At 57.5% G+C, this 11,879-nt stretch carries 12 protein-coding genes and 2 tRNA genes; 8 read left to right on the forward strand and 6 right to left on the reverse strand.

All coding sequences use genetic code 11. The features are described 5' to 3' along the window. Positions 1 to 123: 123 nt before the first annotated feature. The 3 genes from ACOVRJ_RS10240 (at position 124) to ACOVRJ_RS10250 (ending at position 1,508) form a co-directional block, all read left to right on the forward strand. A complete protein-coding gene (locus ACOVRJ_RS10240) occupies positions 124 to 741 on the forward strand; it encodes a glutathione S-transferase N-terminal domain-containing protein (RefSeq protein ID WP_263537350.1) in 618 nt (205 codons plus the stop codon). A 36-nt stretch (positions 742 to 777) separates the two neighbouring features. Further along, positions 778 to 1,389, forward strand: coding sequence for a ClpXP protease specificity-enhancing factor (locus ACOVRJ_RS10245; RefSeq protein WP_422043747.1), 612 nt, complete (start codon positions 778 to 780; stop codon positions 1,387 to 1,389). A gap of 43 nt (positions 1,390 to 1,432) precedes the next feature. Further along, positions 1,433 to 1,508 (forward strand) — tRNA-Thr (locus ACOVRJ_RS10250). Positions 1,509 to 1,604: 96 nt separating this feature from the next. Here ACOVRJ_RS10250 and ACOVRJ_RS10255 read toward each other — a convergent pair. Continuing rightward, positions 1,605 to 1,886 carry a hypothetical protein gene (locus ACOVRJ_RS10255; protein ID WP_422043748.1) on the reverse strand — a complete coding sequence of 94 codons (282 nt, stop codon included), beginning with the start codon at positions 1,884 to 1,886 and terminating at the stop codon, positions 1,605 to 1,607. 373 nt (positions 1,887 to 2,259) lie between these two features. Here ACOVRJ_RS10255 and secA point away from each other — a divergent pair, with 373 nt between their 5' ends. The 3 genes from secA to ACOVRJ_RS10270 all read left to right on the forward strand — a co-directional run bounded on the left by secA (position 2,260) and on the right by ACOVRJ_RS10270 (position 6,593). Next, positions 2,260 to 4,995: a preprotein translocase subunit SecA gene (gene secA, locus ACOVRJ_RS10260; RefSeq protein WP_422043749.1), complete on the forward strand. Its 2,736-nt coding sequence runs from the start codon at positions 2,260 to 2,262 to the stop codon at positions 4,993 to 4,995. Positions 4,996 to 5,288: 293 nt separating this feature from the next. Then, a complete protein-coding gene (locus ACOVRJ_RS10265; RefSeq protein WP_422043750.1) occupies positions 5,289 to 5,846 on the forward strand; it encodes an FxDxF family PEP-CTERM protein in 558 nt (185 codons plus the stop codon). 48 nt (positions 5,847 to 5,894) lie between these two features. Next, complete coding sequence (locus tag ACOVRJ_RS10270; protein ID WP_422043751.1) at positions 5,895 to 6,593, forward strand: PEP-CTERM sorting domain-containing protein; 699 nt, start codon at positions 5,895 to 5,897, stop codon at positions 6,591 to 6,593. Positions 6,594 to 7,171: 578 nt separating this feature from the next. On the opposite strand, the gene ACOVRJ_RS10275 is transcribed toward ACOVRJ_RS10270, so the two are convergent. The 3 genes from ACOVRJ_RS10275 to hemP all read right to left on the reverse strand — a co-directional run bounded on the left by ACOVRJ_RS10275 (position 7,172) and on the right by hemP (position 10,012). Beyond that, entirely contained in the window at positions 7,172 to 8,230 is a 1,059-nt protein-coding gene (locus ACOVRJ_RS10275) for a collagen-binding domain-containing protein (protein ID WP_422043752.1), read from the reverse strand. A 218-nt stretch (positions 8,231 to 8,448) separates the two neighbouring features. Beyond that, positions 8,449 to 9,552, reverse strand: a complete 1,104-nt coding sequence (locus tag ACOVRJ_RS10280; RefSeq protein ID WP_422043753.1) for a DUF2325 domain-containing protein — start codon at positions 9,550 to 9,552, stop codon at positions 8,449 to 8,451. A 244-nt stretch (positions 9,553 to 9,796) separates the two neighbouring features. Next, positions 9,797 to 10,012 (reverse strand): hemin uptake protein HemP, encoded by a 216-nt coding sequence (hemP, locus tag ACOVRJ_RS10285; RefSeq protein ID WP_422043754.1) that lies wholly within the window; start codon positions 10,010 to 10,012, stop codon positions 9,797 to 9,799. 188 nt (positions 10,013 to 10,200) lie between these two features. On the opposite strand from hemP, the gene bfr reads away from it, so the two are divergent. After that, complete coding sequence (gene bfr / locus ACOVRJ_RS10290; RefSeq protein WP_422043755.1) at positions 10,201 to 10,680, forward strand: bacterioferritin; 480 nt, start codon at positions 10,201 to 10,203, stop codon at positions 10,678 to 10,680. A gap of 139 nt (positions 10,681 to 10,819) precedes the next feature. Then, the gene (locus ACOVRJ_RS10295; protein ID WP_422043756.1) at positions 10,820 to 11,059 is read left to right on the forward strand and encodes a (2Fe-2S)-binding protein; all 240 of its coding nucleotides are present in this window, start codon (positions 10,820 to 10,822) and stop codon (positions 11,057 to 11,059) included. A 128-nt stretch (positions 11,060 to 11,187) separates the two neighbouring features. Here the strand turns inward: ACOVRJ_RS10295 and ACOVRJ_RS10300 are convergent, their stop codons facing one another. Together ACOVRJ_RS10300 and ACOVRJ_RS10305 are read right to left on the reverse strand one after the other, a co-directional pair. Beyond that, complete coding sequence (locus ACOVRJ_RS10300) at positions 11,188 to 11,577, reverse strand: glutaredoxin family protein (RefSeq protein WP_422043757.1); 390 nt, start codon at positions 11,575 to 11,577, stop codon at positions 11,188 to 11,190. Positions 11,578 to 11,650: 73 nt separating this feature from the next. Then, positions 11,651 to 11,726, reverse strand: a tRNA-Asn gene (locus tag ACOVRJ_RS10305). Between the last annotated feature and the right edge of the window lie 153 nt (positions 11,727 to 11,879).

Below are 11,879 nucleotides of genomic sequence, written 5' to 3' on the forward strand. Positions count from 1 at the left end.
ATCAGCCGGGCCCAGAACGCAGTGGGATGCTCAAAAAGGCCTCCCGCTGCGTTTGCGTTTTGAGCGCTCCGACTCAGCTCGGGCCGCAGCCGATTTTTCTCACCCCTTCGGGAGCTTGCCGCCATGATGGTGCTTTATTCTGGAACCACCTGCCCTTACTCGCATCGCTGCCGCTTCGTGCTGTTCGAAAAGGGTATGGATTTCGAAATCCGTGATGTGGACTTGTTCGCCAAGCCCGAAGACATCGCCCTGATGAACCCGTACAACGAAGTGCCGATTCTGGTTGAACGTGACCTGATTCTGTATGAGTCGCACATCATCAATGAGTACATCGACGAGCGCTTCCCTCATCCGCAGCTGATGCCTGGCGACCCGGTGGCTCGTGCACGCGTGCGCTTGTTCCTTTTGAATTTCGAGAAGGAATTGTTCGCTCATGTGAACGTGCTGGAAGGCCGCAGCCAGAGCGTCAAGGCGACCGACAAGCAGCTTGAAAAGGCTCGCTCGCAGATTCGCGACCGCCTGACCCAGTTGGCGCCGATCTTCTTGAAGAACAAGTACATGTTGGGCGATGACTTCTCGATGCTGGACGTGGCGATTGCGCCGCTGCTGTGGCGTCTGGACTACTACGGCATCGACATGTCGAAGAACGCCTTGCCGCTGCTGAAGTACGCTGAGCGCATCTTCTCGCGTCCGGCCTATATCGAGGCACTGACGCCATCCGAAAAGGTCATGCGCAAGTAAGCAGTCGTTTGGCTTGAGCAGTAGGCAATCTCCAGCATGGAAAAAAGCAGTGACAAGACCGGGGCAGGCAGCCCCTCGACCCGGCCTTACTTGATTCGCGCCTTGCACGACTGGTGTACCGACAATGGCTTCACGCCCTACATTGCGGTACACGTGGATCGCTTTGTGCAGGTGCCGATGGAGTATGTCAGCAACAACGAAATCGTCCTCAATGTCGGTTTCGATGCGACCAGCAGTCTCGATCTTGGCAATGAATTCATTCAGTTCAAGGCTCGATTTGGCGGCACGGCGCGTGAGATCATCGTTCCTGTCGATCATGTGGTGGCGATCTATGCGCGCGAAAACGGGCAAGGCATGGCCTTTCCCGCGCCGGAGCTGCAGTCCCCTGGTGATAAGTCTCCGGCGGATGTGAGCAATGTTGCAGAGGCGAGCGTACCCGCACCCGCAATCGAGCCGCGGGTCAGTCCTTTGCGCGCCGTCCGATCTGCGCCAAGCGCCGAGATGGGCTTGTCGGAGGTGCCTAACGCCGACCCCGAGCAGGCGCTTGATCTCAGTGCTGGTGATGAGTCATCCCCGACGAAGCCGGACGATGAGCCCCAGGGACCTGCGCCCAGTACGACTCGCCCGGCGCTGAAACGAGTGAAATAGTCTGAAGTACTGAAATTTCAGGTTATACTAGCAGACTAGTGTCGCCGGCTTAGCTCAGTTGGTAGAGCAACCGCCTTGTAAGCGGTAGGTCATCAGTTCGAATCCGATAGCCGGCACCACCTTTTTGAAAATACTGCCCAAGGGTAGTATTTTTTTTGCCTGCGCTTTTCTGTGTGGTTGATGCACTAGCCCTTGTGCGATGACTATTTGTGCGACTACTGCTGTTGTACTTTGATTCGTACTTTGGAAGGCTGCATGCCGGACTCTTTCAGTAGATCTTCCAATCTCGGGTGCAGGTGGCGCAACTTGGCGGCGACCGCTGCGTTGGCGGCAATCAGCGACCATCCCTCCTCATCAACCGGCCCCGGTCGAACAAACCGTACCAAGGCGCCGGGCAGGCAGGGTTTGATCAAATCCATGCGGCGATTGGATTCCTTCAGCAAAACGCCAAGCCGAGCCAAACCGTCGTGTTGTGTCAGTGCTTGTGCAATCGGCATCGGATCGGGAACTTGTCGAACCGCTGCGGAATTGGGCTTGAATCGCTGTGACGGCTTCATGCTTGGCAGTGTAGTGTCTTGAATGCACTCGAAGCGCACCCCGGCTTGCATCGATGCGGCCGGCCGGTCGGGGCAGGGGGGCGGCGGCCGGGTGCTAAACTGACAAGGTTTTGCGCTCGGTCGCATTGAGTGCGGCAATATTCTTGGCTGAACTCTTGTGATCAGTCTTGTTTGCCCCACATGCACCGAGCGTTAGAAGTTAAAAATCTCCCGAGGCCAAGCCTGAGGCAACTTTCTCTGCCCACAGCGACCGCCGATTCCAGGGTGTCGGCCCGTTCTGACGCCAGATTCCAAGACGAAACCATCACGCTGCATGTTGCCCAAGCTTCTCACCCAGTTATTCGGTAGCCGTAATGAGCGCCTGCTGAAAGGCTACCGCCGCACCGTTCAGCAAATCAATGCGATGGAGCCTCAGTTTGAGCAACTCGATGACGCGGCGCTGAAGGCCAAGACCGACGAGTTCAAATCCCGCCTTGCGGGCGGCGAGTCCCTTGATGCGCTCTTGCCTGAAGCATTTGCTGTGGTGCGCGAAGCTGGCAAGCGTGTATTCAAGATGCGCCACTTCGACGTGCAGATGATTGGCGGCATGGCCCTGCATGATGGCAAGATTCCGGAAATGGGCACCGGCGAAGGCAAGACCTTGACCGCAACCCTGCCGGTCTACCTGAATGCCTTGACCGGCAAGGGCGTGCATCTGGTGACGGTCAACGATTACCTGGTGCAGCGTGACGCCGAGTGGATGTCGAAGCTGTACAACTTCCTCGGCCTGACGGTGGGCGTGAACCTGCCGCAGCTGCCGCGCGAGCAAAAGCAGGCGGCCTACGCTGCGGACGTCACCTACGGCACCAACAACGAGTATGGCTTCGACTACCTTCGTGACAATATGGTTCACGATGTGGCTGACCGCGTGCAACGCCCCTTGGCCTATGCCATCGTTGACGAGGTGGATTCGATCCTGATCGACGAAGCCCGTACGCCCTTGATCATTTCGGGGCAAGCCGACGATCAGACGGATGTTTATCTCGCCATCAACAAAGTCGCTCCCCGCTTGACGAAGCAGATCGGCGAGTTGGATCTGCGTACCGGCGAAGGTGTGATCGAGCCCGGCGACTTCACCGTTGATGAGAAGTCGCACCAGATCTATTTGACCGAAGACGGTCATGACAATGCCGAGCGCTTCTTGGCCGAGTCCGGATTGTTGGCGGAAGGTGCAAGCCTGTATGACGCGGCCAACATCACCTTGATGCATCACCTGTATGCCGCCCTGCGCGCGCACCATGTGTATCACCGCGATCAGCACTATGTGGTGCAAGGCGGTGAGGTCATCATCGTCGACGAGTTCACCGGCCGCCTGATGACCGGCCGTCGCTGGAGCGATGGGCTGCACCAAGCAGTGGAAGCCAAGGAAGGTGTGACGGTGCAAAGCGAGAACCAGACCTTGGCCTCGATCACCTTCCAGAACTATTTCCGCATGTACGGCAAGTTGGCGGGGATGACCGGCACCGCCGATACCGAGGCCTATGAGTTCCAGGAGATCTACGGCTTGGAAACCGTCGTGATCCCGCCCAACCGCCAACGCCAACGCAAGGACGAGCAAGACTTGGTCTACAAGACCACGCGCGAGAAGTTCCACGCGGTGGTGGCTGACATCAAGTCATGCCACGAGCGCGGTCAGCCGGTGCTTGTGGGTACGACTTCGATCGAGAACTCGGAGTACATCTCTAAGCTCTTGGATGCCGAAAAACTGCCTCATGCGGTTTTGAACGCCAAGCAGCACGCCAAGGAAGCGGAGATCGTGGCGCAGGCTGGGCGTCCCGGTGTCATCACCATTGCCACCAATATGGCCGGTCGCGGTACCGACATCGTGCTCGGCGGCAATGTCGAGAACCAGATCAAGCTCTTGGAGGCCGACGCCTCAATCGCCGAAGCCGATCGCGAAGCGCGGATTCAGAAGCTCAAGGATGAATGGCAAGGCCTGCACGAGGCCGTTAAGGCCGCAGGCGGATTGCGCATCATTGCGACGGAGCGGCATGAGAGCCGACGCATTGATAACCAACTGCGCGGCCGCGCTGGCCGGCAGGGAGATCCGGGTGCATCCCGCTTCTATCTCTCGCTTGACGACCAGTTGATGCGGATTTTTGCGGGTGACCGTGTCCGCGCCATCATGGACCGCTTGAAGATGCCCGAAGGCGAGGCCATCGAAGCCGGCATCGTTTCGCGCTCGATCGAAAGCGCGCAGCGCAAAGTTGAGGCGCGTAACTTTGATGTACGCAAGCAGTTGCTCGAGTATGACGATGTGTCCAATGACCAGCGCAAGGTCATTTATCAGCAGCGCAATGACATCTTGGAAGCTCAAAACCTGGTAACGCAGATTACCAATTTGCGCTCCAGCACCATGACCGAGATCGTGCGCACATTTGTGCCCGTCGAGAGCATGGAGGAACAATGGGATCTGCCGGGTCTGGAGCGTGTGCTGCGCGATGAATGGCAGTTGGACATTTCGCTGTCGGCCCTGGTGGAGAAAAGCGACTCCATCATCGATGAAGAAATCCTTGAGGCCGTGGTCAAAGCCGCCGATGCTGCATTCGAGGAAAAAGTCCAGCGTGTCGGCCTTGAGCAGTTGACTCCCTTCATGCGCATGGTTCTGCTGCAAAGCATCGACCAACACTGGCGTGAACATCTGGCCTCGCTGGACTATCTGCGCCAAGGCATTCATCTGCGCGGCTATGCGCAAAAGAACCCCAAGCAGGAATACAAGCGCGAAGCTTTCGAGTTGTTCTCGCAACTCCTGGATGTGGTGAAGATGGAAGTCACCCGCACCCTGATGAATGTGCGCATCCAGTCGCAAGACGAGGCTGATCGCGCTGCCCAAGCCATTGAGGCGCGTGCCGAACATGTCAGCAACGTCACCTATACCCATCCGAATGAGGATGGCTCGGTTTCGCAAGAAACTGACCCCGCCACCCAGTACGGCCATGTGGGTCGCAATGATCCCTGCCCTTGCGGAAGTGGCAAGAAGTACAAGAACTGCCACGGCAAGTTGAACTGATCGTTTGGCAGGACGGCAAGGCCAAGAAAAACGCCTCGGGGATTCTCTCGGGGCGTTTTTTTGTCGCTCATCAAGCCTTCTTGCGCCGCACCGAACGCCCTCGGTTTAGAGCCAGCGAACTAAAAGCCTGGTTTTCCCGTGCTTTTCACACGAGCACCGGGCTTCGGCACCTGCTCAGGGGGGCGACGGGTTGAAGTCCCTCCCGTAGCATGCATCCCTAGATTGAAGAGATTCTTGATGGGCCGAGTGAGTCGTCCCGTCAATTCAAGTTGACGAACCGGAGGGTGAGCGAGATGAACACAAAAAAAGCAGTCATGGCGGTGAGCATGGTTTCGGCCTTGTTGGGCCTCGCTTCGCAAGTTCAGGCGGGCCCGGTGATTCAGCAACTGACGCTGGGGTCTGAGGGCGCATTTGCCAACACTCAAATCAGCACCAAAGGCAGCGTGGACTTTCAGACCACCTTCAGTACGCTCGTTCTCAATGGCAATACGCTCGTTAGCGGCAGTCTGTTTACCGGCGAGAAAATGGCCGTTGATGTGCTTGAGGTCTTCCTTTTCAAGCTGAATGCCACGCAAGGAGAAGTCGCACGTTACGACTTTACTGAGACCCTCGCGTTTGATTGGACTCAGCCGGGTCAAGGCGCCGAACAGTGGAGCTTTGGGCCTCAGACCTTGAGTGCTGGGACCTGGGCCTTGCAGGTCAATGGCTACGTGGAAGGGGCCAAGCATGGTGCTTCATTCGCGGGTCAATTGCAGAGCAGCAACCCAGTGTCTGAGCCTGAAAGTCTTGCCTTGAGTTTGCTCGCGCTGGGTGCGATGGCAGGCCTGAGCCGCCGTCAAAAGAAGGCCTGAGCCGCTTTGACTTTTGCAGACGCTGACCATTTGAATCGGAACCTTGCCATGTCGACACTGTTCAAAAAGACTATCGCTGCTGCCTCTTTGGCTTTGGTGGCCGGAGCTTCTGGGGCTGCCCAGATCGATCTCAAGTTTGTTGACAACTTGGGTGAACTGACCCTGGATACGTCGTACCTCAATACGCAAGGCCAGCAATCGGATTCTGTGGCCTACTCCACAGGGGTGTTGCAATTCGAGAACCGTGCAGGTGCCAGTTTCTACGCCTATTGCGTGGAGTTGGCGCAGGACTATGCCAGCAGCCGGCGCGGCTTCCAGACCTATACGCAAGGCAGCTTTGGTGCGAGCGAGAACAAGCTGCTGCAAGGTTTGTTCGCCACCAGTTTCAGCAACTCCTTGAATCCGGCGCAACAGGCTGCCTTTCAAACGGCAGTGTGGGAAATCACGCACGAAACCTCAGGCAACCCGCTCAGTGTGTCGGCAGGTCAGGGTGCTTTTTTCGTCAAGGCCTTGGGTGAGAACAGTCTTGCCGACAACGGTGCTTTTGTTGCCAACGTCAACAGCTATTTGCAAGCAGCAGCAAGTTATACCGGCCCCGATCTCTACACCATCACCAAGCTGAGCAACGCCAATTACCAAGACTTGCTGACAGTCACCGCAGTGCCTGAGCCCAGTAGCTTTGCGCTGATGGCGGCTGGCTTGCTGGGATTTGGCTTGATTGCACGTCGTCGACTGAAGCAAGCGTAATGAGTTTGCGCTGATTCATGCAGCTTGCTGCTGAATCTAAGTTTTTTGAAAGGGCGCCCACTGGGCGCCCTTTTGCTTGGCGCCCCAACTTGGGTGCAGGCTTGCTGTTGAGTGTCTCGGTGGCAATGGGTTGCGAGCGGGCCGCGGCATGAACCTCGAGGCATGATTCCAACCGAGATCGGTACGCCGGCATGGCGCCGGGCTGTGAGTCGATGTCGGGCGTCAAAAATCCTGGCGCGCTCCAAGGGGTGACTTCGGAGAGCTTGAGGGGAGCTCAGTCAGCGTTTTGAACGGTCGTGATTCTGGTGCGGCGCGTACCTGTCGGGTGTTCTGACGTGGCGCATTCGCTGACGCAGCCCGTTGGATTACCGGGCCACCTCGCCATTGCCGGTTTCGCGCTCCTGCCTTGGGCTGAATCGAGCACCGAGTGCGCAGCCTAAGTGGGTTGGGTCGTAGGTTGACGGAGGTCTACGACACACCGGGGCCAGACAAAAAAAGAGCTCCCAAAGGAGCTCTTTTTCATTGCAGCTTGCGACTGCGACAGCAGCGCCGCGCAGGCCTGCTTGGACGAAGCTGAATCAATTGCCTTTGCGGCGACGCGCGACAAAGCCAATCACGCCCAGGCCGGCCAGCAACATGGCGTAGCTTTCGACTTCAGGTACGGCGGAGACCAGAGGCGAGTAGCCAATCTCCAGATTGGTCTTCAAGCCCAGCGCCATCAACTGACCTTCCAAGTGGCCGCCGCCTGTGCGTTGTTCGCCGCCATAAACCAGGGCGTTGGGCGCCAAGATGCTGCCGCCCACAAAGCTGCCGACGGTTACGTCCTTGGCCTTGTCGAAATTGAAGAGAATGTTCTGGCTGAGGGTGTCTAACTGCGTGGCCGGCTTGCCCCAAGGGTCGAGTCCGCCAATGCCCACGTTTTGCGTGAACTGACTGCCGGCGAACAATACCGAGTCGGTACCGGTGTAGTTGATGACCACGGTGGCACCGGACTTGATGCCGCTCAGGGTCAGATTCCGGAAGGTCGCCGTGTTGACGTTGAACACTTCGAAGTCCGCCCCGGTGCCGGTGAAGGTGATGCCGTTGACGGTGCTTTTGTCCCACTGATAAGTGACATCAGTTTTGCCTGTGGCCTTGAGCCCGCCCAACTGGCTGGCCGTCGATTGCAGGGTTGCACCGGCCGCCTTGAAGTCGATCACGCCGCTTTGTTTGCGCAGGTCGAGTTCTGCCGCAGAACCGCTCTTGCTGCCACCGTAGACGCCGTAGCCGTTGCCATACTGGCTGAGGCTTTGGTCCCAGTAGGGCAGATGTGAGCCCTTGGTGCTGTCGACTCCTTGCGGTGCATTGCTATAGATGCGGCCACTGGTGAACTTCACATCGCCGCCGACCACAAGGGCAGGGCCGGTGGTGCCGGCCGGCGTGCGGTAGTTCACCGACAAGCCTGAAGCTGTCAGATTGCCGCCAACGGCCATGCGGCCCTCGATGTCATTGGCTTGGTCCACATTGCCCAGGATAAAGGCGCTGTAGCCCTTGGCCGCGCCCAGGTCGATTGTTGGGACTGCTTGTGCGGCAGCACTCGCCGTCAGCAGCGTGATTGCCAATGAAACCAATGTAACACCACGCTTGTGATTGATCATTTTTTGCTTCACTTGAACCCTCTTGATTGCTTGCGATTGGGACGCGCGCTTGCTGCGTTGCTGGGCCAAAGGCTTGCTGTTGCGCGTTGCAGCAATTCTTGAGGATGCGGAGGCTGAAAGGAAGATGCGAGCGAAGTGGTATTGATTTGGTTTGTGTGAAATACACGATAACGGCGGGCTTGATGAATCAAGGAGTCGGTGAGATACCGGCCTTTTCTTCAGTTCCCGCTCGTCGGGCCTTTTTCAGTGGGCATCAGCTCGGTCAAGGCTCTGCGCAGGCTGCTGCTGCTTGGCTTGTCGACGAATACACAGCGCTTGCCTAGTCGCTTGCAGTGTTCCTTGACGCGCCAATAGGCGTCGTGGCTGATGCAGCCGGTTTGGCAGATCACCAGGTCGGCTGCGGCCAAGCTGGCGTCCAGTTTGGCGGCCGCGTCTTCTTCACCGCCGTCGTGGTGAAGAAAGCGCCCACCCGTGCGCTCGATCAGTTGCCGATAAATGGGGACGGCAGCTTGTCGGCCGCCCACGCACAAGACGGCCTGGCTTTGCTGCGGCGGGGCAGGCTCCAGGGATGGTGCCTCGCTGTCGGGTGCAATGCCAGGGTTTGGGCTTGGCTGGGCAATGCTGAGGGCTTGTGCAGCGCGTTGTCGCTCTATGGCGAGTTGCTGCTGGGTTCGGTGCAAGCTGCGCTCAAGGTCGGCAATTCGAGCTAAGTGCAATCGAGTCTCTTGAGATTGCTGTTGACGCGTCTTGAGCCCGGGTACGGCAGCTTCCAATTCTTGAATTTCAGCCTTCAAGTATTCGATCAAGGTGTCGCGCCCGAGCAGCGCGGCGCGCATGCGCAACAGTTCCGCAGCTTGTTGCTCCATCGCATGACTGCGCTCTTGCAGCAACCGGGTGCTGCGCTCCTGGACCCGTGCCAACTCCCGTGTCAGGACGCCATTCTCATCGTTGAGCGCTTGCATTTTCTGTAGATCAGCTCGGTTGGCGCTGCCCAACTGGTGCTGGAGCATATGAATGTCTTGCAGTACCTGCTCTTGCAAGGTGGTATCGCAGCGTGCATGAGTCAAGGTGGCCCAAAGGCTGGCAGCCACTTCATGGCCTTCTTTGGCCTGCGCCCACCAGTGCGCCAGGGCGCTGGTGGTCTTTTCTTGCGTGGCTAAGCGGACGGTGCGGATGAATCGTTGCTCCAGTTCTCGCTGCAAGCTTTCCGCGACCGGACTGCGGGTCTGGCACTCCTTGATGACGCCGCAGTGGACTTCATAGTCATTGGCCTGAATTGCCCCACCCAGCAGCTTGCCGAGTCGCCGGCGAAGCAGCGGCATGGGCAAACAGACACCGATGACCGGGCAGAGTGCTTGTGAAGGCAGATCCCAAAGCCGACGTCGCCGAGATCCGGTGGTTTCTGAAGGGCAGTTGATTGATGGGTTCGGAGCAGTCTTGCTGTGCATCGTGTGTGCGCCTTTTGTTGAAAAGCTGGAGCACGGTGCTGGCAGTCGGGCTGGCTGAGTGCGGTGTGGCGATGTGTGGGGCCGAGCACGCTCTCAAGCCCAGAAGGGATATGCGCCTCTACTTGGTCAGAATCAACTTACCGAGTGCGGTCACCCTCAGGCGATAGAGCTGCCCGCCATGGTCGATTTCAATCTCGCGCAATCCCTCGAGCAGCGTACGGCTGCTGATCAGCTTGCGGGCTGGGTGCGCTTGCTGATGAGTCGCGGGGTTGCAGGACGCATCGGTCGGCGAGGGCGCCTCCGAGCTATGGGGCATTTCGGTCAAGCTGTGCATGTCAGCATATTAAATGAGAATGATTCGTAATGGCAATGAATTTCCATCATTGCAGGTCCGAAAAAGCATTCAGTTGACGCAGCTTGATTGCGAACGCTTCCTATGCAGGCCCAAATTTTGCGGATTTACACCATGGCTCCACGGAGCAATTCACAATCGCCGCTGCTGAATGACAAAAGGAGAGCGAAATGAAGGGTGATGCCAAGGTTCTGGAATACCTGAACGCGCAGTTGAAGATTGAGTTGACGGCCATCAACCAGTACTTCCTGCACTACCGCATGCTGAAAAGCTGGGGCTTTGAGAAGTTGGCCAAGCATGAGCATGATGAGTCCATCGAAGAGATGAAGCATGCCGACAAACTGATGGACCGCATCTTGATGCTCGAGGGCCTGCCGAATCTGCAGGACCTGGGCAAGCTCTACATCGGCGAATCCGCAGTGGAAGTGCTGCATTGCGACCTGAAGCTCGAGGCGGGCTCGCAGCCAGGCTTGAAGGAGGCCATCGCCTATTGCGAAAGCGTGCGGGACTATGTCTCTCGCGACGTGCTGGGCAGCATCCTGAAAGACACCGAAGACCATATCGACCACTTGGAAACGCAGATCGGCCTGGTTGCCCAGGTGGGTGAGCAGAACTGGTTGCAATCGCAGATGGGTGATTCGGCTTCTTGATCGCTGTGTGGCGGCTCCTCGGGAGCTGTAGATGTCCTGCGACGGTCTAGGGGCTTGTTGCGAACAGTATTGAGAAACATTCTCGTTTGCGATAGAGTGTGCGCGTGCTCAACAAGAGCACGTTTCCATCTGCCCGAACATGATTGTTTGTCTTTGCCGCCGAGTTTCAGATCGCGACATCCGCCGCCAAGTGGAGGCTGGTGTTCACAACTTTGATTTGCTGCAGGATGAAACCGGCGTGGCCTCGGCTTGTGGTTGCTGCCACGACTGCGCGCGTGAGGTCTTTGATGAGGCCATGCTGAAGCAATCGGCTTGTTCGGCTTGCCCTGGGGCAAGCGCCACCCCAACGGTGAGCCCAATCGCCATTTTCGGAACTTGATGCCGCCGCAGTTGTTCTCGCGGCGCTAGAAATGCAAATGCCCTGCTCGCAATCAGCGAGCAGGGCATTTTTGTTTGAACTTGCGCGGCGCTATTGCCGACCGCAGTATCGACTTGACGCGATCCACTTCAATTGGTGAAGCGTCCTTGCAAATAGGCATTGATGGCCTTGGATTCGCTCAGCCACTGTGACTGACCATTTGCATCACGAATCCGTAAGCAAGGCACTTTGCTTGCGCCTGTGGCCTGCAGCAGCTCAGCACGGTGTTGCGCATCGTGCTGAGCATCCAGCAATGGAATAGGCAAAGACAGGCGATGGATTTCGTGCCTGACCTTGATGCAAAAAGGACAGGTCTTGAATTGATACAAGGCCAGGCCTTCGCACTCGCGATCAATGCCGGCTTGTTCTGCGGGCTGACGTTGCAGGCCCTGAGGGCGCGTGAGGCGTTCTTTCAAAAGCATCACGGGACCAAGCAGCAGGCGCAGCGTGCGAAAGAACAATCGAATGAGTGGTTTCATGGGTCAATGAGGGCAGGGGTAGGCGGGCGCCATGAAAAAAGCCCCGATGCTTGCGCATCAGGGCTTCTTCATTTGGCTCCTCGACCTGGGCTCGAACCAGGGACCTACGGATTAACAGTCCGGCGCTCTACCGACTGAGCTATCGAGGAATTATTCGGTGTGTAGGGCTCTTCCCAAAAGAGTAGGCCTACATAAAAAGGGAAAAGCCGCTTGACCTTGCGATCAAGCGGCTTTCGCTTTTTTTCTGTGGCTCCTCGACCTGGGCTCGAACCAGGGACCTACGGATTAACAGTCCGGCGCTC

Origin of the sequence: Roseateles sp., assembly GCF_049240545.1 — a bacterium.
GTDB lineage: Bacteria > Pseudomonadota > Gammaproteobacteria > Burkholderiales > Burkholderiaceae_C > Paucibacter_A.